General features: G+C 71.1%; 22 protein-coding genes and 2 pseudogenes. 11 read left to right on the plus strand and 13 right to left on the minus strand.

Annotation, left to right across the window (positions count from 1 at the left end; all coding sequences use genetic code 11):
* The first annotated feature begins 17 nt into the window (after window positions 1-17).
* Together BM242_RS10375 and BM242_RS10380 are read left to right on the plus strand one after the other, a co-directional pair.
* Window positions 18-2,897 (plus strand): DUF5682 family protein, encoded by a 2,880-nt coding sequence (locus tag BM242_RS10375; protein ID WP_245833955.1) that lies wholly within the window; start codon window positions 18-20, stop codon window positions 2,895-2,897.
* A gap of 532 nt (window positions 2,898-3,429) precedes the next feature.
* Window positions 3,430-4,860 (plus strand): outer membrane protein assembly factor BamB family protein, encoded by a 1,431-nt coding sequence (locus BM242_RS10380; RefSeq protein ID WP_093838452.1) that lies wholly within the window; start codon window positions 3,430-3,432, stop codon window positions 4,858-4,860.
* 117 nt (window positions 4,861-4,977) lie between these two features.
* On the opposite strand, the gene BM242_RS10385 is transcribed toward BM242_RS10380, so the two are convergent.
* The 5 genes from BM242_RS10385 to BM242_RS10405 form a co-directional block, all read right to left on the minus strand.
* On the minus strand, window positions 4,978-6,348 hold the full coding sequence (locus tag BM242_RS10385) for a carbohydrate-binding protein (protein ID WP_093838453.1): 1,371 nt from the start codon (window positions 6,346-6,348) through the stop codon (window positions 4,978-4,980).
* Between the two features lie 147 nt (window positions 6,349-6,495).
* Window positions 6,496-7,476, minus strand: a complete 981-nt coding sequence (locus tag BM242_RS10390; protein ID WP_093838454.1) for a LysR family transcriptional regulator — start codon at window positions 7,474-7,476, stop codon at window positions 6,496-6,498.
* A 69-nt stretch (window positions 7,477-7,545) separates the two neighbouring features.
* Entirely contained in the window at window positions 7,546-8,382 is an 837-nt protein-coding gene (locus BM242_RS10395; RefSeq protein WP_093838455.1) for an SAM-dependent methyltransferase, read from the minus strand.
* Window positions 8,383-8,478: 96 nt separating this feature from the next.
* Window positions 8,479-8,718 carry a DUF397 domain-containing protein gene (locus BM242_RS10400; RefSeq protein WP_175541364.1) on the minus strand — a complete coding sequence of 80 codons (240 nt, stop codon included), beginning with the start codon at window positions 8,716-8,718 and terminating at the stop codon, window positions 8,479-8,481.
* 8 nt (window positions 8,719-8,726) lie between these two features.
* Window positions 8,727-9,587, minus strand: a complete 861-nt coding sequence (locus BM242_RS10405) for a helix-turn-helix domain-containing protein (protein ID WP_093838457.1) — start codon at window positions 9,585-9,587, stop codon at window positions 8,727-8,729.
* Window positions 9,588-9,796: 209 nt separating this feature from the next.
* On the opposite strand from BM242_RS10405, the gene BM242_RS10410 reads away from it, so the two are divergent.
* The 3 genes from BM242_RS10410 to BM242_RS10420 all read left to right on the plus strand — a co-directional run bounded on the left by BM242_RS10410 (window position 9,797) and on the right by BM242_RS10420 (window position 11,550).
* Entirely contained in the window at window positions 9,797-10,255 is a 459-nt protein-coding gene (locus tag BM242_RS10410; protein ID WP_245833956.1) for an ATP-binding protein, read from the plus strand.
* Between the two features lie 214 nt (window positions 10,256-10,469).
* Window positions 10,470-11,003 carry a hypothetical protein gene (locus tag BM242_RS10415; RefSeq protein ID WP_093838459.1) on the plus strand — a complete coding sequence of 178 codons (534 nt, stop codon included), beginning with the start codon at window positions 10,470-10,472 and terminating at the stop codon, window positions 11,001-11,003.
* A 55-nt stretch (window positions 11,004-11,058) separates the two neighbouring features.
* A complete protein-coding gene (locus tag BM242_RS10420) occupies window positions 11,059-11,550 on the plus strand; it encodes a glutathione peroxidase (protein ID WP_093838460.1) in 492 nt (163 codons plus the stop codon).
* Between the two features lie 43 nt (window positions 11,551-11,593).
* Here BM242_RS10420 and BM242_RS10425 read toward each other — a convergent pair whose 3' ends face one another.
* From BM242_RS10425 to BM242_RS10435, 3 genes and pseudogenes are all read right to left on the minus strand, one after another.
* Window positions 11,594-12,343: a class I SAM-dependent methyltransferase gene (locus BM242_RS10425; RefSeq protein ID WP_093838461.1), complete on the minus strand. Its 750-nt coding sequence runs from the start codon at window positions 12,341-12,343 to the stop codon at window positions 11,594-11,596.
* A 90-nt stretch (window positions 12,344-12,433) separates the two neighbouring features.
* A complete protein-coding gene (locus BM242_RS10430) occupies window positions 12,434-13,384 on the minus strand; it encodes a DUF2382 domain-containing protein (RefSeq protein ID WP_093838462.1) in 951 nt (316 codons plus the stop codon).
* Window positions 13,385-13,513: 129 nt separating this feature from the next.
* Window positions 13,514-13,861: pseudogene (locus BM242_RS10435) on the minus strand (ABC transporter ATP-binding protein); the annotation flags it as partial.
* Between the two features lie 51 nt (window positions 13,862-13,912).
* Here BM242_RS10435 and BM242_RS10440 point away from each other — a divergent pair.
* Together BM242_RS10440 and BM242_RS10445 are read left to right on the plus strand one after the other, a co-directional pair.
* Window positions 13,913-16,003, plus strand: a complete 2,091-nt coding sequence (locus tag BM242_RS10440) for an ISAzo13 family transposase (RefSeq protein WP_217652429.1) — start codon at window positions 13,913-13,915, stop codon at window positions 16,001-16,003.
* A gap of 22 nt (window positions 16,004-16,025) precedes the next feature.
* Window positions 16,026-16,352 (plus strand): annotated as a pseudogene (locus BM242_RS10445) (ABC transporter ATP-binding protein); the annotation flags it as partial.
* A 136-nt stretch (window positions 16,353-16,488) separates the two neighbouring features.
* Here the strand turns inward: BM242_RS10445 and BM242_RS10450 are convergent.
* The gene (locus BM242_RS10450; RefSeq protein ID WP_175541350.1) at window positions 16,489-18,195 is read right to left on the minus strand and encodes a helix-turn-helix domain-containing protein; all 1,707 of its coding nucleotides are present in this window, start codon (window positions 18,193-18,195) and stop codon (window positions 16,489-16,491) included.
* A gap of 252 nt (window positions 18,196-18,447) precedes the next feature.
* Between BM242_RS10450 and BM242_RS30780 the strand changes: the two genes are divergently transcribed.
* Window positions 18,448-18,576 (plus strand): hypothetical protein, encoded by a 129-nt coding sequence (locus tag BM242_RS30780; protein WP_281254676.1) that lies wholly within the window; start codon window positions 18,448-18,450, stop codon window positions 18,574-18,576.
* 144 nt (window positions 18,577-18,720) lie between these two features.
* Here BM242_RS30780 and BM242_RS10455 read toward each other — a convergent pair whose 3' ends face one another.
* The 4 genes from BM242_RS10455 to BM242_RS10470 form a co-directional block, all read right to left on the minus strand.
* Window positions 18,721-19,296, minus strand: coding sequence for a hypothetical protein (locus BM242_RS10455; protein ID WP_093838464.1), 576 nt, complete (start codon window positions 19,294-19,296; stop codon window positions 18,721-18,723).
* On the minus strand, window positions 19,293-20,486 hold the full coding sequence (locus tag BM242_RS10460) for an MAB_1171c family putative transporter (RefSeq protein WP_093838465.1): 1,194 nt from the start codon (window positions 20,484-20,486) through the stop codon (window positions 19,293-19,295). Before BM242_RS10460 ends, BM242_RS10455 begins: the two co-directional genes overlap by 4 nt.
* Before the next feature lie 8 nt (window positions 20,487-20,494).
* The gene (locus BM242_RS29330; protein ID WP_175541351.1) at window positions 20,495-21,037 is read right to left on the minus strand and encodes a hypothetical protein; all 543 of its coding nucleotides are present in this window, start codon (window positions 21,035-21,037) and stop codon (window positions 20,495-20,497) included.
* Between the two features lie 291 nt (window positions 21,038-21,328).
* Window positions 21,329-21,766: a helix-turn-helix domain-containing protein gene (locus BM242_RS10470; RefSeq protein ID WP_093838467.1), complete on the minus strand. Its 438-nt coding sequence runs from the start codon at window positions 21,764-21,766 to the stop codon at window positions 21,329-21,331.
* Window positions 21,767-22,131: 365 nt separating this feature from the next.
* Here BM242_RS10470 and BM242_RS10475 point away from each other — a divergent pair, with 365 nt between their 5' ends.
* Genes BM242_RS10475 through BM242_RS10485 form a run of 3 tightly spaced genes read left to right on the plus strand, consistent with a single transcriptional unit; the run spans window position 22,132 to window position 24,178 of the window.
* On the plus strand, window positions 22,132-22,455 hold the full coding sequence (locus tag BM242_RS10475; protein ID WP_093838468.1) for a hypothetical protein: 324 nt from the start codon (window positions 22,132-22,134) through the stop codon (window positions 22,453-22,455).
* A gap of 2 nt (window positions 22,456-22,457) precedes the next feature.
* A complete protein-coding gene (locus tag BM242_RS10480; protein ID WP_093838469.1) occupies window positions 22,458-23,486 on the plus strand; it encodes a hypothetical protein in 1,029 nt (342 codons plus the stop codon).
* Entirely contained in the window at window positions 23,486-24,178 is a 693-nt protein-coding gene (locus tag BM242_RS10485) for an ATP-binding protein (protein WP_093838470.1), read from the plus strand. Before BM242_RS10480 ends, BM242_RS10485 begins: the two co-directional genes overlap by 1 nt.
* Window positions 24,179-24,297: the final 119 nt, after the last annotated feature.

Consider the following 24,297-nt stretch of genomic DNA (forward strand, 5'->3'; position numbering starts at 1 on the left):
GGGCCATGAGCGGGGCCATGAGCGAGATCACGAGCGCGGGCCGGCCGAGCCCTGGCCGGCCGAGCCGGGGGCAGGGGGCTTTCGAAGTGCTCCGTGCGCAGCTCAGGGAGGCCGCCGCGGCGTTCGCCGACGGGCCGGACGCCCTGGAGGGCATCCTGCTGGGCATGGTGGACGACGTCGACCGTGCGGTGCGCGAACCGCTGGAGATCTTCCCCGTCTGCCACCACTCGCCGGCCTCGGCGCTCGCCATGGCCCGGCGCCTGCGCCGGAAGCGGCCGAAGGTGGTGTATCTGGAGCTGTGCGAGGACATGGCGCCGCTGCTGACCGAGCTGCGCAACTGCCGGCTCCCGGTGGCGGTCCAGGCGTTCGCCACCGAGATCGACGGTTTTCCGGCCGAGTGGTCCCCGCTGTCGGTGGTGGCGCCTGTCACCGAGGCCTCGGCCGAGTACCAGGCGATCGCCTACGCGCTGGACACCCCCGGCGTGGAGCTGGTCCTGGTGGACCGTTCCTCGGACCATGTCTTCCAGTGGGACGCCCGCCGGGCGGAGACCACCCGCCCGGACGGTCCGGACGGCCCGGGCGGCTCGGACGGCGGGGAGGAGGCCGGGCTGCACGGCGACGCGGTCGGCGTGGAGATCGGCGACCTGCGGCCCCGCTTCGCCGAGCTGGAGGAGCATCTGCTGCGCCACGGCCGGGTGCGGCACTGGTCGGAATGGTGGCACCAGTACGTCGAACAGCCGCTGGGCGAGAGCGACCACGAGAGCTACCGGCAGGCCATGCTGCTGATCGGCAGCCTCTTCCGGCGTCTCGCACCCGGCGACCCGCACCGGCTGCGGGTGGACGAGGACCGCGAGCGCCACATGTGGACCAGGATGCGGCAGCACCTCGCCGCGAGCGGCACCGATCCCGCCGACTGCCTCTATGTCTGCGGCGCCTTCCACGCGGTCAGCCGGGTCGCGGAGTTCGGCGTCGGGGGCGCCGGCGGCTTCGAGCCCGGCCCGCGCACCGCCACCACCTGGCAGTACGGGCTGATTCCGTCCAGCCATGCGGCGATCGAGGCGCAGTTCGGCCTGGCGCCGGGATCGGTGTCCATCGCCGCCACCGTCTGGGCCAAGAACCTGCGGCGCACCCGGGTGGAGCCGTACCGGCTGGCGGGCCAGGCGGGCGCGAAGCCCAGGAAGAAGACGGGCGGGCAGGCGAAGAAGCAGGCGGCGGCCCCTCCGCAGGCGTCCCCCGCCCCCGAGGCGCCCGCCGCCGACCGGCTGAGCGGCTTTCTGCGGCAGCCGCCCGTGCTGGACGGGCTGGACGAGGCCGAACTGCTGGGCTGGTCGGTGGAGATCGTGCGCGCCGCGCGCCGCAACGGCTATCTCGCCTCCACCGCCGACGCCATCGCCGTGTTCGAAACCTCCATCCTGCTCGCCGGGATGCGGGACCGGGCCCGGCCCACGCCGTACGACTTCCAGGACGCGGCGGTGACCTGCATCGAGAAGGACGCCGTGCCCGGCCGGCGCGATGTGCGCCGGCTGGTCGAGATCATGATGGGCGGCGACCGGATCGGCCAGGTCGGCTACGAGTCGCTGCCGCCCCTGGCCCGGGATGTGTACGACCGGCTCGCCCCGCTGGAGCTGAAGCTCCAGCAGCGCGGTGTGCGGCGGGCGCTGCTGGACATCGCCGCGCGGCCGGAGCTGGAGCAGTGCTCCGACGTGCTGTGGATGCTGCGGTATCTGCTGCCGCGGGGTGCGGCGCGGCCGGTCATGGGCGAGCGGAAGCTGGGGGAGCGCCCGATCCAGGAGTCCTGGGATCTTGCCCTGGGCACCCACCAGCGCGCGCTGATCGAACTCGGCTACGAGGGCGTCAGCATCGAGCAGGTCCTGGAGCAGCGGCTGCGCCGGGCGGCCTACGATCCGAAGGCCACCGCGGCGGGAGTGCTGGCGGCCGGCGAGGACGCCACGCTGTATCTGCGCAGCCGCCGCCTCGCCGACGAACTGGGCACTCACGCCCTTCAGGTGCTGTCGGCCGAGCGCAGTGTGGACGGTGCCCCGGAGGTGCTGCGCCGGATCAGGCGGCTGCTGGCGTATTACCGCACCGCGGAGCCGGCGCTGCCGCCCTGGATCGAGTCCTTCGTCCGGACCGGGTACGCGCACTACTGCACCCTGCTGCCGACGGCGTTCACCGATGACGATGCCACGGTGCGCCAGGTGGCGGCGATGCTGGGCTTCCTGTTCAGCATGGAGGGCCTGGCGCTGTCCCTGGGCTGCGACCGCACCCAGCTCGAACTGGCGGTCGCCCAGTCGCATCCGGAGAACCCGTCGAAGACCGCGCTGCTGTGGGCGGCGCAGACCCAGCTGGGGCACCTGTCCCGGGCGGAACTCAGCGCCCGCTGCGGCGAGCTGCTCGCCAACCCGCTGGTGGTGCCGGCCTATCCGCGCTACCTGAGCGGCTTCCTGCATGCGCTGGAGCCCGCGCCGGGCCTGACCGGCTTTGTGGTGGAAGCGGTGTCCAACGCGTTCGGGCGCCTGCCGGACGAGGTGCTGCTGCCCTGGCTGCCGACGCTGATCACCACCCTGCGGTCGGGCGGCGCCGAGCTCGCCCCGCTGCTGATCCGCGAGGCCGGGCGGATTTTCCCCGGCCGGCTCGCCGAGCTGGACGAGTGGACACCGCCCTGGCGGGCCGGCCCGGCGGCGGGGCCGGAGCCGGCCCCGGTCCGCTCCGGGCGGCCGGGCGGCGGCGGAGCGGCGCTGCTCGCCGCCCACCCCGCGGCTCTCGACGCGGTGGCGGCCCTGCTGGGCTGCGACGAGCCCTGGCAGACCGCTGCCCCCGCCCGGACCGGGGCCGCCCTGACCGGCCGGTATCCCGATACCGCGGCGGCACTGGAGGCGCTGCTGGCCGATGTCTGAACGGCTCCGGTGCTCCCCTTCTTCCCGGCGGACCTTCTTCCCCGGCGGACCGGCGGCCGCTCTTCCGGGAGTGAGAGTGCGATGAGAGTGGTTCCGTCGTTCCGGTGTTTCCGGCCGCCCGCCGCCCGGATACGATCCGTGGTGGCCGGCCGCGGGGGAGCGACGGGGAGTCACCGGGCCGGCGCAGTGGGGGAGAGGCCCCGGCCCGGTACGGGCCGAGCGGGCGCAGCGAGGGGAACGAGGGGACATCATGTCAAGCGGTGACTTTCCGTCACCTGGACAGCCGCAGCCGCAGCCCTATCCGCCGCAGCAGGCTTACGGGCCGTATCCGCCGCCGCAGGCGCCGGGGGGCCCACCGCCGCATCCGTACGGCGCCCCGCCGCAGCCGGGGCCGCCGCCGCAGTCCCACGGGCCGCAGCCCTACGGGCCACCGCCGGGTGCGCCGCAGCCGTACGGAGCGGCGGCGCCGCCCGGAGCGCCGCCGCCCTACGGTGGGCCGGGCCCCCGCCCGAAGCAGGGCGGGTCGGCGCCGGTGGCGGTGATCGCCGTGGTCATCGTGGTGGTGCTGGCGGCGGTGGGCGGGGGCGCCTGGTATCTGCTCGGCTCCGGCGACGAGGACGAGGACACCGGCGGCGGGACGCAGGCGGGGGTCCATGCGGACGTGTCCGGCGGGCAGGTCTGGTCGCTCGACGAGCAGGTGGCCGAGAACGTCCGACCCAAGGGCCTGTGGGTGGTGGACGATCTCGTGGTCAAGGCCGGCGGGTCCGTCCTCACGGCCTATTCCACCGCGGACGGCTCCGAGGTCTGGACGCTGGACCTCGGCGGGAACGCCGTCTGCGCACCCGCCACCGCCACCGCCGACGGACTGATCGTCGTCGGTCATGGCGAGCAGAACTGCGGCCAGAACATCACCCGGATCGATCTGAAGACCGGGGAGAAGGGCTGGAGCCGGCCGCTGGAACCCGAGGAGAACCCCCTACAGTTCCAGATCGCGATCGCCGGATCGTCCTATGCCATCCACACGCTCGGCGGCTGGAATCTGCACCGGATCGAGGACGGCGAGCTGATCCACGGCGCCGCGGCCACCTACAACGCGCTGAACCAGGAAATCAACAGCATTCCCTTCGTCCAGGAGAACGAGGTCGAACAGGGCGAGGAGATCTGCGCCGTGGACGGGGTGGCCGGCGGCGCGGCGCTGATCCGCCGGCGCACCTGCGCCACGGTGGTCAACACCGACCCGGGCACGGTGACCGAGCCGGTCTTCCGGCTGGAGGAGATCGATCCGGACACCGGTGACACGCTGTGGACCCTGGTCCTTCCGGACGGCCGATGGCTGGACAAGATCCACAGCACCGCGCCACTGGTGGTCTCCCTGCGGTCGGAGGAGTTCGGGCCGGCCACCGAGCTGGCCTTCATCGAGGCGGGCGAGATCACCGCCCGGGCGCCCATCGGGGACACCGGCATCCCCAGCGAGGATGTGCATCTCTTCCGCGAGCAGTTGTGCCGCGGCGACATCGTGGTCTACAGCCCGCTGGACGACTGCGGCGGGACGGCGGTCCACGGCGACCTGCTGTACATCTCCCCGTCCCGCTTCGGGGGCGGGACTCCGGTGACGGCGATGAACGCGGTCACCGGCGAGGTGGAGTGGTCCTTCACCACGGACGAGGTCTTCGACCAGCTGGTGCTGGCGGCCGACGAGGAGGGCGTGCTGGTCTACCAGGAGGGATACGCCGAGCAGCCCGGCGCGGTGGTCCGGATTTCCCCGGACGGCAAGCGCGCCGAGCCGCTGTTCGGAACCGGCGATCTCTTCCTGCCCGGTTCCTCCTGGACCGCCGTCCACGACGGACGGCTCCTCCTCAGCGTGCCGGACTACTCCCTGGAGTACGACATCGCGGCCTACGGCCCGGACGGCAAGCGGCCCGCCGCCGGCGATCCGGCCGACGAGGCCGCCGGGGAGGAATGAGCCCCGGCCGCTCCGGCCGCCCGGCCGCGCGGGGCGGCCCGGACGGCGGAACCCCCCAGGTTCTCCCGGCCGTCCGGGCCTGTCCGTCCGCCCTCGGGCGGGAAGGGCGGCAGTGCGTCAGACGCGCTGCCAGAGGGCGGGGACGTTGGGCGGTTCCCAGCCGGTCTGCGCGGTGTGGCCCTGGAGGCAGCGGTAGGTGGCGCCGCCGTAGGTCACCGTGCTCCCGGTCTGGTAGGTGGTGCCCGCCGCCCAGGTACCGCCCGGGTCACCGGGGTCGCCCGGGTCGCCGGGGTCGCCCGGGTCGTCGGTGGTCTTCAGGGTCAGGCCGTAGACCGACAGGATCTCGTTGACGGGCTGGTAGAAGGTGGTGCCGCCGGTGGAGCAGTTGCCGGAGCCGCCGGAGGTCACCCCCTGGGCCTGGCTGCCGGAGATGTAGGCGCCGCCGGAGTCGCCCGGTTCGGCGCAGACCGTGGTCCGGGTGACGCCGGTGACCGTGCCCTGCGGGTAGGTGACGCTGGTGTTGTGCTGCTGGATGGTGCCGCAGTGCCAGCCCGTGGTGGAGCCGGAGCGGCAGACGGCGGAGCCGACCGGCGCCTGGGTCGAGCCGGCGACCTGCACGTTCTGGCCTCCGGCGCCGCGCACATACGGGGTCGCGGTCCAGTTGCTGTTGACCGCCACCCAGGCGTAGTCGTTGCCGGGGAACGACGAGCCCCGGAAGGAGCCCTGCGCCGCCCGGTTGTAGCCGGAGGTGGAGGTGCCGGTGGAGCCGCAGTGCCCGGCGGTGGCGAAGCCGTGCGTGGTGCCGCGGGTGACCGGGAAGCCGACCGAGCAGCGTCCGCTGCCGCCCATGTAGTAGGCCTCACCGCCCCGCAGGTCGTACAGCGGCCGGGGCTGTTCTTCGGTGGACTCGATCCGCACCAGGCCGCGGTCCACCCCGCCGGCGGTGACCAGCGCCTCGGCCGCGGCCGGGTCCAGGGCCTGCACGACGACGCTGTTGGTCCGCACGTCCACGAACCAGACGGGTGCGTCGTCGGTCGGCACCGAGCGGGCGGCACGGTCCAGGGCGGCCTTGGCGGCGTCCAGTTCGGCGAGCGAGTGCTCGACCACGACGGCCCGGGCTCCCTCGGCGGTGATCTCCCCGGCGCCGGCCGGGTCGCTGGTGGCCACGGTCAGCCGGGCGGAGGTGCCCTGCACCCAGGCGCCGGCGAAGTCGCCGTTCAGGGCCACTTCGAGGCCGATGGCCACGGCGGCGGCCCGCTGTTCGGCGGCGATCCGGGTCCGGGCCTGGGCTTCGGTCAGACCCAGGTCGCGCTGCATGGCCGCGACCAGGGCGGGCTCGGCCGGTGCGGCGGCGGCCGGGGCGGCGGCCGGGGAATCCGCGGCGGCCGGCCGGGCCGAGGCGGGGGCCGTCAGGGCGGTGGCGGTGAGCACGCCGGCCAGCAGCAGCGCGGCACCCACGGCCTTGACATCGGTCTTCCTTCGGAGCATGCCTTCTCCTCGTTCTCGGGGGCGCCCGAGAAACTAGCCGTGCACACGACAACGGAGGCAGCCTCCGGTTGCCCCCTCTGCACGGCGTTATGGAAGGCGCGGCGCCCCGGCGTCGGGCCCCGCGTCGGGCCCCGGCGCCAGGCCGCGTCAGGCCGGGACGGTGAGCGCCGGCCCGAATCCGGGGTGGCCGCGCAGCCAGCGGCGGTAGTCCGCGTTGAGCTGCGCCGCCTCCGCATGGGCCAGCCGGGCCTCGGCGACGGCCCGCGGCGCGGTCCGGGCCGCCGGGCTCTCGGGATGCCAGCCCAGGAGGTGCCGCCAGTGCAGCGGCGCCCCGGCCAGCGGCCGGGTCACCAGGCCGGGCGTGGGCGGGAAGGTGGCCCGGCACAGCCCCGCCGCCCGCCCCACCCGCACCAGATGCACACAGGCGGCGATGTCCGTCTCGAAGACCGTGACCGGGCTGAACCCGGCCCGCACACAGGCGGCGGTGAAACAGTCGGCGAAGCAGCCGTCGCCCGGCACATCGGCCCAGGACGCGGCGGCCAGTTCGGCCAGCCCGATCTCGGTCCGGCCGGCCAGCGGATGGTTTTCGGCCAGCATCACGAACACCGGGTCCCGGCCCACCTCCGCCCAGGCCAGCCGCCCGGCGTCCGGCGGCGGGGCCTCTCCGCAGGTGCCGATCAGGGCGTAGTCCAGCCGCCCCTGGCGTACCGCGCCGGTGATCTCGCGCTCCGACCAGGAGGTGGCGGTGGAGACGGGGTGCCCGGGGAAGACGGTGGCGATCCGGTCCACCAGCCCGCCCAGCAGCGGGCCATGAGTGCCGCCGAGCCGGAAACGCGCCGGGCCGGCAGCGCCGTCCCGGGTGCGGGCCAGCCGCACCGCGTCCTCCTGGAGCTCCCGCACGGCGGGCAGCAGCACCCGGGCCCGTTCCAGCACCAGTTCACCCAGCGCGGTGAGCCGCACGCCGTGTCGGCCACGGTCGAACAGCGGGCCGCCCAGCGTCCGTTCGATGCGCTTGAGCTGGGCGCTCAGGGCGGGCTGGGGCAGGCCGAGCGCGGTCGCCGCCTTGGTCAGGCTGCCCGCGTCCGCGATCGCCCGGACCGTCTTGAGATGCCGCAACTCCAGATCCATGCACCGAGCTTGGTCCGCCGGGCGCGGCACGGCAATACACCGGTGCCGCCCGGCCCCGCCCGCCCGGACTCAGGCGCCGTCGGCCGGCTTGCGGCCCATCCCGCCCGCGCACAGCAGCCCGGCGATGTCCAGCGGGCTGCGCACCGGCTCGTCCGGATGCCAGTACGGCAGATAGACCACGCCGGGCTCGATCATCTCCAGGCCCCGGAAGAAGCCGGCGATCTGCTCCATGCTGCGCAACTGCCCGCGCCCCAGGGCCGCGCGCAGCACCGCTTCCAGGCGCCGCGCCTGCGGGGTGGAGGAGCAGAAGTGCGTGAGCAGCAGGTAACTGCCCGGTGCCAGCCACTCCTTGTACGTCTCGACCAGCCCTTCCGGGTCCTCCTCGTCGAGCAGGTGGTGCACCACGGCGGCCAGGATCAGCCCCACCGGCCGGTCCGGGTCCAGCATCCCGGTGACATCCGGATTGGCGAGCAGCTTCTCCGGCTCGCGGATGTCGGCGGTGACCACCACGCTGCGGTCGTTGTCCTCCAGCAGCGCCCGGCCGTGGGCCAGCACGATCGGGTCGTTGTCCACATACACCACCCGGGCCTCCGGGTTGATCTCCTGGGCCACCTGGTGGGTGTTCTGCACGGTGGGCAGGCCGGAGCCGATGTCCAGGAACTGGTCGATGCCCTGGCGGGCCATGTGCCGCACCGCGCGCACCAGCATTCTGCGGTTGGTGCGCGCGCCCTCGCCGCCGTCCGGGAACTCCTTGGCGGCCTGCTCGGCGATCGCCTGGTCCACGGGGTAGTTGTCCTTGCCGCCGAGGAAGGCGTCGTAGACCCGCGCGATGCTGGGAACGGAGGTGTCGATCCCGGCCGGCCCGGCAGCCGGTGGATCGGGGGTCCAGCTCGTGTTGTCGGCCATATTCCGATGTCCTCCGTCGAGATGAATGTCCGTCGGTTCCGGGCGTCCGGACCGGAAGGGGCGGCCCGCCCGCGGTGCGGTCAGGTGAGCAGGAAGTCAGGTGAGCAGGAAGTCGGCGTCCCCGGCCTTGGCGCCCTGGATGAAGGCGGCGATCTCGCCGCGGGTGTAGATCAGTGCCGGTCCGTGGGGGTCGGTGGAGTGGCGGAGCGCGACCCGGCCGTCCGGCAGCTTCCTGGCCTCGACGCAGTTGCCGCCGTTGCCGCCGCTCCAGGGCCGGTACCAGCCGTCGGTGCCCAGATCGCTGGCGCGCATACCGTTGCGCACCCGGTCGTGCATGCGGTCCATCAGAACTCCTTGCGGAAATCCCGGAGGATCTCCTTGGTGCGTCGTGCGGTGGCCGCCTGGGCCGACATCCGGTCCAGGAGCGCGAGGTGGGAGGCGACCTCATTGCGTTCGTCCAGGTAGACGGCGCCGGTGAGGTATTCCACATAGACCATGTCCGGCAGCTCCGGCAGTTCGAAGCGGAACAGTACGAACGGCCCGTAGCTGGCGGGATGGAAGCCGGTGGCGAACTCGATGATCTGGAAGGTGACATTGGGCCGCTCCACCTCCCGGAGCAGCTTGTCGATCTGGCCCCGCATCACCCCGGGGCCGCCGACCGGGCGGCGCAGCGCCGTCTCGTCGACCAGCACCCACAGATGCGGGGCGTCCTCCCTGGCGAGCAGGGACTGGCGGGCCATGCGCAGCGCCACGTGCCGCTCGGTCTCCTCCTCGGTGGTGGGGGTGACCGAGCCGGCCCGCAGCACGGCGCGCGCATAGTCCTCGGTCTGGAGCAGGCCGGGCACCAGATGGGGTTCGAAGCCGCGGATGACCCGGGCGGCGGACTCCAGGCTGACGTGCACGCTGAACCAGTCCGGCAGCACGTCCCGGAACCGGTGCCACCAGCCGGGGCGGTTGGCCTCCTCGGCCAGCCGGACGAAGGTCTCGGCCTCCTCGGCGGGGGTGCCGTAGGCGTCGAGCAGCAGCCGCACATAGGGAATCTTCAGTGCGACCTCGGCGGTCTCCATCCGGCGGACCGTGGCGGGGGCGACATGGAGCACCCGGGCGGCGTCCTCACGCTTCAGCCCGGCACGCTTGCGCAGGTCCTGGAGCCGTCTGCCGAGGACGAGCTGGCCCACGGTGGGGGCGGATCGGGCCTCACTCACCTTGCATCTCTTCTGCCATGCCCCGCAGTGTGCCACGGCCGGATTGGTCTGGACACCCTGCATCGTCAACTCTGAACTTTGCAGAGTGAGCCTTGCCAACTGTCCGGGGCGGCAAGCATAGTGAGGGTGTGACACGGTTCACCCTTGTACGGTCGGAAGCGCTTGCTGCCTGCTCCGGCGCCGGTACCGGCCGGCCGCCGGTGACCGCCGTGCCGGGCGCCGGGTGCTCCCACCGCGAAGACGAGTTCACGCTGCCGGCCCGGGCCGAGTCGGTGGCCGAGGCGCGGCGCCTGACCAGGGACCGGCTCGACGGCTGGGAGGTGCACCGGGACATCCGCGACACGGCCGTGCTGGTGGTGTCCGAGCTGTTCACCAACGCGGTGGTGCACACCGGCAGCGAGTCGGTGGCATGCCGGATGCGCCGGGAGCGCGGCGCCGGGAACGGGGAGCCGCCCCGGGTGCTCCACATCGAGGTGTGCGGACGTCCGGGGCCGCCCGGCCGGGACCCGGACGGCGCACCGGGCACCCGGCTGCCGGGTGAGGAGCACGGCCGCGGACTGCTGCTGGTGGAGGCGGTGAGCTGTGCCTGGGGGATACGCGACGGCCACCGGGGCGGCTGGTCGGTCTGGGCCAGGCTGCCCCTGACCGCGGAAGGAGACCGGGGATGAAGGGGCACGGAAACGGCCGACGGCATCCGGGCGGGCGCGCGGGCCGGCCGCCGCGGCGGCGCGGCGACGGCACCGGGGGCCCGCTGCGCGGGTCCCCGCGCTGATGCCGGTCCCCGGCGCCGGACGGCCGGCGCGGCCTGCGCGTGGCCTCCCCGGGCCGCACGGGGAGGCGCGCACGGCGGACACGGCGCGCACGGCCGGTGCGGCGGAGGCGGTGCGCCGCCTGGAGCGGGTGCGGCTGTGCCTGCCTCCCGGCCTGCCCGCCCCGCTCGGCCATGACGCCGTCGGGGTGGCCGCCCCGCTCGGGCCGCGGATCAGCCGCTCGCTGCCGCGGACCGGCTGCGTGTTCGCCGATGCCGAGCGCTGGTGGTGGATCGTGCCCGGGCAGGCGGACACCGGCCTCGTCTGGCCGGACGCCGCCGACTATGCGGCCGGGGCGGTGCTGAGCCGCGGGCGGGCGGCGGGCGGCGGCCCACGCCTGGCGTACTGGCCCAAGGACAATGTGCCGTACACCCACCCGATCATGCTCTACATCGTGCTGTGCAATGCCCTGGGGCGGCGCCCGGAGTGGCGCGAGGCTCCGCGGGCCGAGGCCCCGGGGGCCGAGGCCCCGGGGCCGGTGCACGCCCTGCACCGGCCCGTCCCGGACGGCAGGGGCGGCGGGGCGGCCGGACGGACCGGCGCGAGGGAAAGACCGTGGTCTTCCGCGGCCCGGCCACCTGAGCCCGGCAGCCGCGGGCCGGGGTGACCGGACCGCCGGACCGCCGGACGGAGCGGGCGGCGGGATGGTTAGGCTCGGTCGCATGTCTGTGTATGAGACCGAGATCGGTGCACTGCTGGGCGGCTCCGCGGAGCTGGGCCGGTACCGCGACAAGGCGCTGCTCATCGTCAACGTGGCTTCCCGGTGCGGCCTGACGCCGCAGTACGAAGGGCTGGAGCGGCTGCACGAGCGGTATGCGGGCCGGGGCTTCAGCGTGCTGGGCGTCCCCTGCAACCAGTTCATGGGCCAGGAGCCGGGCGCGGCCGAGGAGATCGCGCAGTTCTGCTCCGCCACCTATGGCGTGACCTTCCCGATGACCGAGAAGATCGAGGTCAACGGGGACGGCCGGCACCCGCTGTACGCGGCGCTGACCGGCACGGCGGACGCCTCCGGATACTCCGGGGACATCCGCTGGAACTTCGAGAAGTTCCTGGTGGCACCGGGCGGTGAGGTGGTGGCCCGGTTCTCGCCGCAGACCGGGCCGGAGGCCCCGGAACTGCTCGCCGCGGTGGAGAAGGCCCTCCCGGACGCCTGACCCGGGCCCGTCCTGTACCCGTCCGGCCCGCACCGGGCCGCGCTCAGGCTGGTGTGCCGCCGCGGCGGGCCAGCACCAGCCGGGCCCGGGGCGTGCCGTCCGGACGCCGGCCCAGCTCCGGCAGCGGCCGCAGTTCGACCGCGAAACCCGCCCGGGCCAGGTCGTTCAGCACATCGGCCAGCGGAAAGGTGCGGTAGTACATGATGAAGCGCGGACGCCACACCGCATTGCGCACCCGCATGGCGGCGTCGAAGCCGAGCAGCGTCCAGTAGTCGCGGGAGAGCACCTTCGGCGGGGCGCCGATCGGGAAGGCGAAGTGGCCGCCGGGCCGCAGCGCGCCGTGCACCTGCCGGAAGAGGGCCGGCCTCTCCCGCGGCAGGAAGTGGCCGAAGGCACCGAAGCTGACGGCCAGGTCGAAGACCGGCCGGAAGGGCAGCCGGCGGGCATCGGCCCGGATCCAGTGCGTCGCCGGGCCTCCCGGAGCCGGCTCCGCGGCGGCCCGGGCAGCCCGGGCGGCCCGCAGCATGCCGGCGCTGAAGTCCACCCCGGCCACCCGCTCCTCGCACAGCTCGCGCAGCATCGCGGTGCCCGCCCCGGTGCCGCAGCAGACGTCGAGTCCGCTGCCGAACGGGCCCAGTGGCCGCAGCGCCCCGGCCACGGCCCGCAGCACCCGGTCAGGGGTGCGGAAGGGCGTCCGGTCGAATTTCGGCGCCAGCAGGTCGTAGCCGCGCTCGGTGGACGACAGCGCCTGCACGGCGAGTTCGCGGAGAGTCGGGCCCTGCGGAGAGTACACGCCTCCACGGTAGCGCCGGCCGCCCCGCCACGGGGCCCGGGCGGCCGGTCCGGGCGGCTCGGCGGGATCGCCGGTCGGCGGGCGGCGGCCTCAGTAGGGCCGGGCGGCGCCGGGGTCGGCGGGTCCGCCGGGCTCTCCGGGCCGGGGCGGCTCCTCCTCCGGCGACTCCACCTCGCCGGTCTCGTCGGTCTCGGTCCTGATCTGCTCCTTGCGCACGGTGCCGCGGACGGTCTCGTCCTCGGTGTGCTCCTCGGTGGTGAGGCGGACCCGCTCCTTGGGCTCCACCTCGGTGTCCACCACCGGGCGCTCCTCGTGCAGGGTGACCTCGTACTCGGCCTCGCTGATCTCGGGGCCGGAGACGGCCTCGCCCCGGTTCTCCGGGGTGATGGGCTCCCGCTCGATCCGGGCCTCCTCCTTGCGCACCGGGATGGTGGCCTGCTCCTCCTCGGTGACGACGTACTTGCGCAGCCGGACCCGGCCGGTCCGGTAGCGCTCCTTGCCGACCCGCAGGTGTTCCTCGGAGCGGGTCATGGCGTCGTCGGTGGGGCCTGCGGCGGCCCGGCCCTCCGTGGGGGCGGCCTCCGGGGCCCGCCTTCTCTCCGCCTCCTCGGCGGTCCCCGCCGCGCCCGCGGCGCCGGCCGCGGTCCCCGCCGCGCCCGCGGTTCCCGTCACTCCCGCGGTTCCGGCCGTTCCGGCGGCCTCGTCGGTGCGCTGCCAGGCGGCGTCCCAGTCCAGGCCGTAGTAGTCGTACAGCCGGTGCTCCTGCTGTGCCGAGAGATGGCCGCCGGCCTCCAGCGAGACCTCGGGCGCCTCCTTGACCTTGTTCTTGGAGTAGGCCACGGCGAGATGGTCCTGGACCATGGCGGCACCCTCCAGCGGGACGAAATGCTCCCCGCCGAACATACCGGTCTTCACTGTCGCCCACTCGGGCCGCCCGGTGGCGTCGTCCAGATAGACGTTCTTGGCGGCCCCGATCTTGTGACCCTCCGCGTCGTACACCGGATGCTCCAGCACGGCGGGGATCTGTTCCCGGGTGATCACTGTCTACTCCTGACACTGGGCATGACTGTTGTGATCCGGGTCACCTCTCGGGGCGGGGTGAAACCGTGGTGCGGAAGGTGAGGACGAGACGGAAGTTGTCCCCGGCCGGACCGGCGCCGGGGGCACGGCTCAGAACCGGGCCCGCGGCACCGGGGCGGACCGCGGCGGCGCCCCGGCCTCCGGCGTCGCCCGCTCGAACTGGGCGGCCTGGAGCCCGTACAGCTCGGCGTAGTGACCGCCGGCGGCCAGCAGTTCCTCCGGGGAGCCCGACTCCACCAGCTCTCCCCGGTGCAGCACATGGACCAGATCGGCATCCCGCACCGAGGCCATCCGGTGGGTGATCAGGATGACCGTCCGCCCGCCGTCCGCCAGCGCCCGGATGCGCCGGAACACCTCCTGCTCGGCCCGGGCGTCCAGCGCCGCGGTGGGCTCGTCCACCACCAGCACCGGAGCGTCCCGGTAGGCGGCCCGGGGAAGCTGTCCGGAAACAAGGCGTTGCTTTGACGGGGCCGTGATCGTTGATCTTACGTGGTCATATCTCCATTGATCTGCGGTCATCTGGCCTCGCGGTTGCAGTTGTTGCTTCCCCACCTCAATGAAAGGCAGCGACGGTTGCTCCTCGCTGCTGAAGCGAAAGGGCTGGGCCATGGAGGGATACGGACCGTGGCCCGAGCGGTTGGCGTCAGTGAAACGACCATCCGAAAGGGCATCGCCGAACTCGACATGGAGCCGCTCCCGGACGGCCGCGTCCGACGCCCGGGTGGTGGCCGCAAGGCCGCGGCAGACAAGAACCCGGACCTGCTTCCCGCCCTCATGGCCCTGGTCGAACCAGACGAACGAGGCGATCCCATGTCGCCGCTGAGGTGGACGACCAAATCTCTGCGGAATCTCGCCGGCGAGTTGACGAGGCAAGGGCACGAGGTCTCCGCGACCACGGTGGGCAAGCTGCTTCGCAAGAGCGGCTTCAGTCTCCAGTCGAACGTTAAGACCTTGGAGGGCAAACAGCACCCGGATCGGGACGCACAATTCCAGTACATCAACAGTCAGGTGAAGAAGTATCAAGCGGTCGGCGAGCCCGTTATCAGCGTGGATACGAAGAAGAAAGAGCTGGTGGGCCAGTTCCACCAGGCTGGCCGTGAATGGCGCCCCCAGGGCGATCCGATCGATGTCGAAGACCACTCTCTTTTCGCTCGTCCAGGCAGGGAACAAGTGATTCCATACGGAATCTACGACATCGCCGCCAACACGGGTTGGCTAAACGTCGGAGTGGACCATGACACCTCGGCCTTCGCCGTCGCCTCGGTCCGCCGGTGGTGGGAAAATCGCGGCCGGATCGATTATCCCAGCGCCACCCGCCTTCTGATCACAGCGGATTCCGGGGGCTCCAATTCCCCGCGCTACCGACTGTGGAAGTCTGAACTGTCCGCTCTGGCCGAGGAGACGGGTCTGGCCATCACCGTTTGCCACTTCCCGCCCGGAACCTCGAAGTGGAACAAGGTCGAGCACCGCCTGTTCTCCCACATCACGATGAACTGGCGGGGCAGGCCGCTGACCAGCCACGAGGTCGTCATCAAGACCATCAGGTCGACTCGCACCCGCGGCGGGCTCCGCGTGGAAGCCGAACTCGACACGCGCGAATACCCGACCGGTATCTCCATCAGCAAGGAATACGCGGATTCGCTGCCGATCGAACCGCATGAGACCAGGGGGGCGTGGAACTACACCGTCCTCCCGCACAAGAGCGATCCCGCCTCAGTCCCTCGCGTCAATAGGCCGCAAGGTCTCAACCTTGAGGCGGTGGAGATGCTTTCGGACCCGCGGCTGACCGGCATGAATCCGGAGGATCTGACCGATCTCATCGCATGTCTGGCCCCTCTCCAAGAAGCGAGAGACGAGCAGCGGCGCTACGAGCGCCGTGGAGGCAAACGCCGGCGCACGAGAGGCGCGGGTGCAATCTCGGTGATTACGCCTGCGGTGAGAGTCCTGGCTACCGTGCTTTACCTGCGCGAGGTCATCCCCATGCAGCTCCTGGGCGAACTGCTCGCCGTGGAGATTCAGCCTCTGCGTAGGGCGATCAACGAGACCCATCGAATCCTTACTGACCACAGCTGCGCCATCAGGCCGGTAACGCTGCGGCTTACCAGCGAACAGGCAGTACGCGATTATCTGGCGACGGGAACACGTGAGAGGCCCGAGATCCCGTTGGAGGTGCTGACCCATCCCTCCATCACCGGTATGAGCCGAGAAGAACTCACCACCATGACCGAACGCGTATTGGTGCGCTATAGCGCGAGGCTTGAGGAGCTCAGAATCAAGCGACGCAGCAGGGCATTGCACAAACTTCCCGGACTCGTATCTCAGAGGAAGGTCACCGACGCGGACCGCGTCCTGGCTGCTGTCCTCGGAATGCGACGAATTGCCACACGCCAGGCAATCGCCGACCTGTTCGGGGTGAGTGCGCGAACCATCGGAAACACCCTCGTGGAACTCCGTCCGCTGCTCGAAGCCGACGGGTACAACCCGAAACTCATCCTGCGAGCCCAGCGGTTCTACACCGCCGAAGAGCTTCTCCAGTCCGTCCAGGCCGCAGGAGATATTGATGCCCTCCACAAACCATGACGTTGTTCGCGCACGGCTTCCCCGAGCCCACTACCGGGACGCCGACATCCTGATCGTGGACGAACCCACGGCCGCGCTCGATGCGCGCGCCGAGCAGCGGATCTTCGACCAGATCCGGGCCCTGGCCGACGGCGGACGGACCGTTGTCCTGATCACCCACCGCATGGCCTCCGTCCGCCACGCGGACCTGGTCCATGTCCTCCACCTTGGCCGCCTCATCGAAAGCGGCACACCCGACCAGCTCCTCGAACAAGGCGGCCACTTCGCCGAGCTCTATGCCCTCCAAGCAGCCCAGTTCCAGCTGTCTGCACTCGATGTCACGGAAGCGACTCCCGCTCGCCCCGCGTAGCCGATGGCTGGCCGAATATCGGCTGGTGCTTGGCCAGCACATGTCCGTGCCGCTGACGTTGTCGCCTCGTGCGGTGACAGCGCCAGTGATTCCGAGGCCACACCAATGGTGCTTGCCGGATGAACCGTCGGCGTTGTCAACCCGCGCCACCTGGATTTTGCGCGTGCAGGAAGGAAGGCATCACGCAAACCTGACTAGTCTCCCGGGAGTTGAGGTCTTGTAGAAGGGCCTTGGCCTCCCTCTGCGCGGCCTGTGCCTCATCCTCGCGGCCCAGACCGCGCAGGGCGGCGGCCAACCAGGTGCGCTGCTTGGCTATCAGATAGGGGTCGAATGGCTGTTCGGCTGCGTGTTCCTGGGTCTTGTCGGCCCAGTGAATCGCCCTTTCATACTCGCCGACAGCCAAGTGGTACTCGGCTAACGTGCACGTGGTATAGACACGGCCGTATGGCAGCCGCGCCTTTGCGTAGCTGTCGGTGAGTAGGGCGAGGGCCTCGTTGTGGTTGCCCAGGTGCAGGTGACACCGCCCCAGATTGCTCTGGACGGTGACTTCCAGGTCGGCGAGGCCGGCTGCCCGCGCCTGGGTCAAGGCGCGGCGGGCAGCTTCGGAGGCTTCGGAGATGCGTCCGGTGTTGCCCAGGCAGGGCACCGTGTTGGCCAGTGCCACGGCCGCCTCGGCACACTTCCCTAGGGAAAGGAAGAGTTCCTCACTGCGGTGCAGCTGGGCCATGCCCGGTTCGCCCTCGCCGCGCAGTGCGTGTACTTTGCCCAACTGGCCCAGCGCCACTGCTTGGGCGAAGATGTCGCCGCGGCGTTCGGCTACGGTCAGCACGATCTCGTTCATCTGCTGCTGCATCCGCCAGCGCTGCCGGACGGAGAAGTAGCTCTCCAACGCGCGCACTGCTTCCAGGGCAAAGCAGGACAGCGGACCACCGACCAGCTCGTTGCCGTTGTCGTACTCCGTCGCCGACATCTGTGCCGCCAGCGATAGGACGTCTTCCATAGCCTGATCAGCCCACTCCAGGGCCTGGGCCGTGCTAATGAACCGGCGTCCCTGGGGGAACCGCTTGGCGCCCTCGCGGTAGCGAGCCCGGTAGTTGTCCGCAACCGGAAGCGGACCGTTGACGCGGTGCAGCGATCCCAGATACCAGGACAACAGGCCAGCCATGTGCTGGCGGTGCTGCTCGCCCAGCGTCGGCTGCCGTCGGCGGGACTGATCAAGTTGGAGACCGGGCTTGGAGCCGGACCTTCCCCGCCAGCGGTGCCACCAGCGCGAGCGGGCGCCCCCGCCCAAGGTGGACTCCGCAGTGCTCAAGGCGTGCTGAGTCTGGGCATGAGTACGTTCGATGCCCTGCAGCGATGTGACGGCGGACTCCAACTCCGTCGTGTGGCGGGCGACCAACTCACTCAGCCGGTCGCGCTCCTGGGCGGCTTCTTCCAGTTTCCGTAGCGCCACTGCGGCGAGAGCTGCAGACTGCTCATTCTGCAACTGGAGGTTTACCAGGCTGGACTCCATGCGTTCGCAACGTTCGCGTTCCGACTTGAGCTGGACGCGCAGGTCTAGCACGATCCGCTCGGCCGTCTGCGCACGCTGCTCAGAGTGGGCAAGGGCGTCCTTGAGCACGTATACCTGGTGGCGCTGCGGCTCGTGTACTGCGCAGGCGGCGTAGTACAGCTCTCGGACCGAGGCGGACACCTCAGGAAGCACTGGTGCCCCAGTGTGCTGTTCGACCACCGCGTACAGCCGCTGGAGGAACTCGATTTCCGGAAGCCGCCGGCCGTTGAGGTAGCGCGAGAGCGTGGAATCATCGATGCCAAGCACTGCTTCCAGCTGCGCCAGGGTCATATTCAAACTGCTGTAGAACTCACGGAGTCGCACGACCCACGCCCGCATCGCTGGCTCTAACCGCGTGCTCAGCGGGCTGAGCGGACGACCACGCCTTTCCTGCCGCACCGGCAACAACTCCTATCCGTAAGAATTCCCGGACCCTAGATCTTGCCGCATTCCCGCAAGATCGTTGTCTCCGCTGGCGCAGCAATCCCGCCCACACAACGCTGAATGCATCCTTCGCAACACCCGGGGAGCTCAGTGAACAGCATGAAGACCCTTATCGACTTCGCCACTGCGCTGCTGCAGTGCGCCATGGCGGCCATGAGTGCGGGTATCACCTGGAGACTCATCAGACGCACCGGCACCGACGGCACCACGGACGACGACCGTTCGTGACCCTGTGATGGAGCTGCGGGGGCCTCCTCAACGGTCCGCGGCCGCAGTCCTGAACGGGGCCACTATGGCAGTCGACCGTCGCCCGGTGCTGCGATGCGACTCGTAGACCCCTGGGCGGTGAGTTATGCCGCGCGTGGCACCCGTTTAGCGCAGAAGCGTGAAGATGACGCCTGCCGCAAGGCTGCCCAGCGCGGCACCACCGAGGACCTGCGCGGGGGTGTGGTCGTGGAGGGCAACGCGGGACCAGCCGACCGCTGCGAGAACAGGAGCGAGCGCGGCCAGGGCGGGGCCGTAGGCAACGATCAGGACAACCACCGTTCCCGCTGCGACTGCGGTGTGGACGGAGACCTTCCACCAGTAGGTGACGAGGAGGGTGAGGACCAAGCCGGCGAGCATCGCCACCACTAGGGCGAATACCTCGCGGGGCGCATCGAGCAGCCGGAGCAGGAAGAGGCCGGCCAGGACTGAGGCCATCGCCGCCGTGAGCGGGACCGCTCGCTGCTGGCGGATTCGGACGTGTTTGTCGGTCCACTTGCCGAGGCGGACGCCGAGCAGGATGACGGCGAAGGGTATGCCGCCGCAGAACAGGGCGGCGAGGAGGCCCCAGCCGACTCCGGTGAGGCTTTGGGTGGAGTGCCAGCCGATCGCGAGCAGCACGGCGATGACGAGATACGCCGGGGCGAGCGAGTCGGTGATGAAGCGGGCGGTACGGGTGATCATGCGGGAGGCTCCGGGCGGACAGGGGAGTCGTACTGGGCTGCGAAGGTGTCGGCCAGTGGTGCGTGGTAGGCGGCCGACAGTTGTCTGAGCGCCTGTATCTCGCTGGCGAGGTCACGGCCTCCGCTGGTCGGCGGGAGGGGTTCACCGGAGGCGGTGTCGTGGCGGAGCCTGGATGCGCGGGCCGCTCGAAGCCAGCAGGCTTCTGCGGCGACGTCGGCCTGGGCGCCCATGAGCCCACTCGCTACGACGTGGGCTCGAGCCCGGTCGCGCAACGCCGGTGAGGCGTGATCGCCCAGCGTCAGGATGGCGTCCCGGACCTCGATCGTTCGCCGGTACAGCCGGGAGTGGGCATCGCTGAGGACGAATCGTTCCTGCCGTCTGCCGCGCGGCGGATCCAGCCGCACGGCGGGCACCGCTTCGGTGAGGCTGAACCACAGGGGATACAGGGCGATCAGGTTCCGGTAGTCCTGCCACCACTGCCGCAGCCGCCGGAGTGCGGGCAGCGTGCTTCCGATGACGATCAGCACGACGGAACTGAACAGCAGCGCGGTGCTGATCTTCTCGTTGAGGGGATGGGAGATCGGCTGATGACCGAAGTGGCGCAGGAGGATGGAAACCGTCCGGTGCGCCGCGTAGACCATGCCGACCGCGGTGCCGACGCCGATGTAGCGGAGCCCGCGTCCCAGCAGTCCCGTGCCGCGGTGCCGCCCCCACTGCCAGCACAGTCTGGTTCCCGTGAAGAGGGCCGCGCCGAGATACCCCGGCCAGATCACCCCGTACAGCGCCATACGCCAGTCATCGGCGTACTCGATCAGCAGATCGGACGCCTCGAAAGGCTGCGGGGTGGCGAAGAAGAGCACCACCATGCTGAGGCCGGCCGCGAACGCCACGGTGATCGGCAGGCGCTTGGTGCGCAGGCCGCCGGTCTTCTCCTCCGACATCTGGTGCACAAAGGTGACGACGGCCGCTGCCGCCGCGATGCCGCCGAGGTGCTTGATCAGGAACGACACATTGTTGAGGGGCAGAGCCTGGTCGAGAGAGGAGGCGATGGCCACCGGGCGGACGGTCATGGCCACGGCCAGAGCGACGAAGGCTATCCACAGGGACCGCTTCGCGGGCGACTGGCGTGCGGAAGGCGCACGCCACACGGCGACCGCCCACAGAAGGGCAGCCGGAACGGCGTCGAGCATGGGATGCCTTACGAATCGCTGAGCGCGTCGTCCAGGCGCCGAAGGACCTGGCTGCGCTGGGTGGTGCTGTTGCGCGTCGTCGAGGGGGCGACCTTCTGCGCGATCAGCCCGGCCAATCGTTCGGCGTCGCGCTCGTCGCTGCTGGTGTAGCTGGCCCTGGTGAGCAAGCTGACCACGGTATCGGGGTCGATGTGCGGAAACAGCCCGCTTCCGCCCCCTCCGATGTCGTCGATGATCGACGTGTGCCCGAGGAGCATGTGGCTGATCTCGTGCAGGACGATGTGATCGCGGTGCAGCGGGCTGGTCGCGGCCTCGTGGAAGACGTGGTCGCTCGTCTCCGTGGCGATCCAGACTCCGCACGGCGCGTCAGCGCCGGCCAGGCCCGGCAGGCTGTGCAGATGCAGCGGCCGTCCGCGTTGCTCGGCGATGCGATCGCAGAAGATCTGGATGTCGAAGGGATCCGGGATCTCGATCGTGGCGAGCAGTTCCTCGAACTCCGGGCGGTCCCGATGCTCGTCCTCGGGACGGCCGCGTCGGTTGCGCAGGGACAACTGGACTCCGCTGGTGCTGTGCTCATGGATGCGGACGGAGACCGCCCGCATCCGTTTTCGAAGGAAGACCTTACTTCACAGTAGAAACGGATCTTGAACGACTGAAGATCGCCGGAAAACGACCAAATCGCCTGGGTGATCGGACCTGCACTGCTGGCAAGTTCAAATATTGCCTTTTGTGCTCATAGCGGGCATCCATGAGTGGCTGGACTCGGCTTGGAAGGGCTGTGGGTGGTGAACGTCACCGCAGTGGGCTGGTCTATGGCAAGCCTGATGGGTTGCGCTTGCGAACTACTGCGCATGGTCGTCGTCTCTCAGGCCCTCCAAGGCGCGGGCACGCTCGATCAGGTCCTGGATGGTGCGCAGGGTCTCCGGGGAGAGGCCGGATGCCCGCAGGGCGACCGAGCGCACCTGGTTGTCGCGCATGGCCGCCAGGGTCGACAGCTCGGCGGCGACCTGGGCTGAGCTTTCCTCGTTGAAGAAGTACGACGGCGGGACGCCGAAGAAGCCGGCCAGGGCCTCCAGGTGCTTCATGGTCGGGTTGTCCTTGGCGCCGGTGCGCAGCTGCCAGATGTAGCTGGCCGAGATCGTGGGGCCGCCGCGCTCGCGAATGCCCGAAGCCACCTCCTCGTAGCTGTACGGCCCCCGGTTCTTCGGGTGGACGGTGGCGAAGAGGTAGTCGATCTTCTGCGCGAGTGTGCGCGGCTGGGCTGGCGCTCCATCGTTCATGGGTGCCGTCCTCCGCTTACGGGTCGTGCTTCATCAACTGGTGAGAACGATACATGCCCCAAGTGTGGTGCTTCCATTTTCATCAGTTGACATGATCCATCTTCCTCAGTCTATGTTGGTCCCGTCGCCGACAACCAGTGTGAACGCACTGGTGTGGGGCACTGCGCGGGATGCCTGCGGAAGGGAGCGGGCCGGCGCGGCGGACGGCCGCAGCGCAGGAGCGGAGACGAAGAACCGGCGCCCGGGAGCGGCGAACTCCCAGACGCCGGTGTCACGCCCCGAGGGACGGACTCACCACCGGGCGAGGCGGCTGAACTTTTCGACGAGACGGCCGCCCCGCCCAGCTACGAACCAGGAAGTATCGCATGGCCGAAACTCTGGATGCCACCGGGACCAGCGGCGACCTCCCCCGCCGCCTGGCAGCAAGCCTCGCCGACATGATCCCCGGCGCCGCCAGGATCCGGGTGCACTTCCAGCACCCGCAGCACACCTGGCCCCACCCCTGCGCCCGCGCCTACGACGCGGCCGGCCGCCCGATCCGGCTGACCCGCACCCAGGCGGTCACCGCCGCCCGCTGGGTGATGCGCGCCCACCCGGACGCCGCACTCGCGGGCGAGGTCCACGACTTCGACCTGGCATCCGCCCGGCTCACCAGCGCCGCCCTCCCCGCCGCCGGACGGGAGCGCTGACCATGGCCCGGATCAGGACCGTCAAACCCGACATGTTCATCAGCGAGACGCTGGCCGGGGTGAGCATCACCGCCGAGCGGACCTTCGTCGGCCTGCTCACCGAGGCCGACGACCACGGCCGCTACCTGGACAACGCGGCCATCATCGCCGGGCGCCTGTGGCCGCTGCGCGTCGAGCACACCTCGGTCCACGTCGAGGACGACCTCCACCAGCTCGCGATCGCCGGGCTGATCTGCCGCTACACCGGCTGTGACGGGCGCCGTTACCTGCACATCGTCACCTGGGCCAAACACCAGAAGATCGACAAGCCGAGCCAGTCCCGCCGCCCGTCCTGCCCGGAGCACCACGCCGCCGAGCGGTGCGGCCCCTGCAAGGGCATCTGTGCCTCCGTCCACACGTCGACGGCGGACTCCACGAGGGACGGGAGCCGCCTCCCCGAAGCCTCGCCGAGCCCTACGCGAGCGTTCGACGAGGCTTCCCCGACCTCGCCCACCACCCCCGCCACCCCGGGCGACCGTCCTACCGGCCCGGAGGACGAGCAGGCCGTTTGCCTGCACCCGGGCCGGTCCGGAGCCCGGGAAACACCAGGTGAGAGCCCTGTCTCCGAGGGTTCGGGGAAGGCTCCCCGAGCCCTCGCCGAAGGCTCGGCGCCTGGATCCAGGATCTTGGATCCTGGATCGAAGAATCCTTCGGGGCGCGATGCGCCCGCACCCGGTCCGTCGGCACGGACGCTCCTCGGCGAGTACGTAGCCGCCTGCCCCAACCGGCCGCCCGCCCGCGTCCTCGGGCATCTCGGCCGGGAGATCAACCAGCTCCTTGACGAGGGCATCGACCCGGACCACATCCGGGCCGGACTGGAGCGCTTCCGGGCCAAGCCCATGCACCCCAGCGCGCTCGCCAGCCTGGTCAACGAGGCGATGAACGCGAACGGGCCTGGCTTGGTGCGGCCGGGGATCCGGCCTAACGTGCCTGGCCACACCGCGTGGACCAACCCGGTCGACGCTGCCGCCGCCTACGCCGAGGAGCTGTGATGGGGACACCCGAACCCAAACGCCTCGGCGAAGGCGCCATGGCCCGCGTCGCCCGGATCCTCGCCGCCCGGGGCATCGACCCCGCCGCCGTCCCGGACCCGGACACGGACGAGCCGCACCCCGGTCTGGCCGCCGCCGAGGCCCGGATTCCCCTGCGCTACCGGCACGCCGTCGCCGAACATCCGCAGGTCGCCGCCTGGGTCCGCGCCGTCGCGACGCGGGCGGCGTCCCCAAGCAAGGGCGCCCGCCGCCTGGCCGCCACCGGCCCGTCCGTGCTGCTGCTCGGCACCACCGGCACCGGCAAGACACACCAGGCGTACGGCGCCATCCGCTCGCTGACCGCCACCGGTATCGGCGTCCGTTGGCAGGCCACCACGGAGGCGGACCTGTACGCCTCGCTCCGGCCCCGCCCCGGCGGCGACACCGAACGCGAGCTGATGACCATCGCCCGCTGCCCGGTGCTGATCCTGGACGACCTCGGCGCCGCCAAGGGCAGCGAATGGACCGAGGAGCTCCTCTACCGCCTGATCAACAAGCGGTACAACGACGTGCTCCCGACGCTCATCACCACCAACCTTGCCATCCGTGACCTGCGCCAGTCCCTCGGCGACCGGATCGCGTCCCGCCTGGCGGAGATGACCGAGCGGGTCGTCCTGGCCGGAGCCGACCGCAGACGCGTCCGAGCAGCCTGAGCCAGCCCGCCCGCCCGAATCCTGCCCTCCCCGCAGCGGGCCAGCCGGGGCCGCCCCGCCGCCCGCACCCCCACGCGCAATACTCCGCCGACGCCCGCCCGGCGCGCGGAGGACGATCC

The sequence above is a fragment of the Streptomyces aidingensis genome, assembly GCF_900112355.1.
GTDB classification, from domain to species: Bacteria; Actinomycetota; Actinomycetes; order Streptomycetales; family Streptomycetaceae; genus Streptomyces; species Streptomyces aidingensis.

Excerpts from the sequence above, each read along its gene's own strand:
- BM242_RS10375 (WP_245833955.1), top strand. The coding sequence starts at position 18 with ATGAGCGAGATCACGAGCGCGGGCCGGCCGAGCCCTGGCCGGCCGAGC.
- BM242_RS10385 (WP_093838453.1), bottom strand. The coding sequence starts at position 6,348 with ATGCTCCGAAGGAAGACCGATGTCAAGGCCGTGGGTGCCGCGCTGCTG.
- BM242_RS10390 (WP_093838454.1), bottom strand. The coding sequence starts at position 7,476 with ATGGATCTGGAGTTGCGGCATCTCAAGACGGTCCGGGCGATCGCGGAC.
- BM242_RS10395 (WP_093838455.1), bottom strand. The coding sequence starts at position 8,382 with ATGGCCGACAACACGAGCTGGACCCCCGATCCACCGGCTGCCGGGCCG.
- BM242_RS10400 (WP_175541364.1), bottom strand. The coding sequence starts at position 8,718 with ATGCACGACCGGGTGCGCAACGGTATGCGCGCCAGCGATCTGGGCACC.
- BM242_RS10420 (WP_093838460.1), top strand. The coding sequence starts at position 11,059 with ATGTCTGTGTATGAGACCGAGATCGGTGCACTGCTGGGCGGCTCCGCG.
- BM242_RS10450 (WP_175541350.1), bottom strand. The coding sequence starts at position 18,195 with ATGACCCTGGCGCAGCTGGAAGCAGTGCTTGGCATCGATGATTCCACG.
- BM242_RS30780 (WP_281254676.1), top strand. The coding sequence starts at position 18,448 with ATGAAGACCCTTATCGACTTCGCCACTGCGCTGCTGCAGTGCGCCATG.
- BM242_RS10455 (WP_093838464.1), bottom strand. The coding sequence starts at position 19,296 with ATGATCACCCGTACCGCCCGCTTCATCACCGACTCGCTCGCCCCGGCG.
- BM242_RS10460 (WP_093838465.1), bottom strand. The coding sequence starts at position 20,486 with ATGCTCGACGCCGTTCCGGCTGCCCTTCTGTGGGCGGTCGCCGTGTGG.
- BM242_RS10470 (WP_093838467.1), bottom strand. The coding sequence starts at position 21,766 with ATGAACGATGGAGCGCCAGCCCAGCCGCGCACACTCGCGCAGAAGATC.
- BM242_RS10475 (WP_093838468.1), top strand. The coding sequence starts at position 22,132 with ATGGCCGAAACTCTGGATGCCACCGGGACCAGCGGCGACCTCCCCCGC.
- BM242_RS10480 (WP_093838469.1), top strand. The coding sequence starts at position 22,458 with ATGGCCCGGATCAGGACCGTCAAACCCGACATGTTCATCAGCGAGACG.
- BM242_RS10485 (WP_093838470.1), top strand. The coding sequence starts at position 23,486 with ATGGGGACACCCGAACCCAAACGCCTCGGCGAAGGCGCCATGGCCCGC.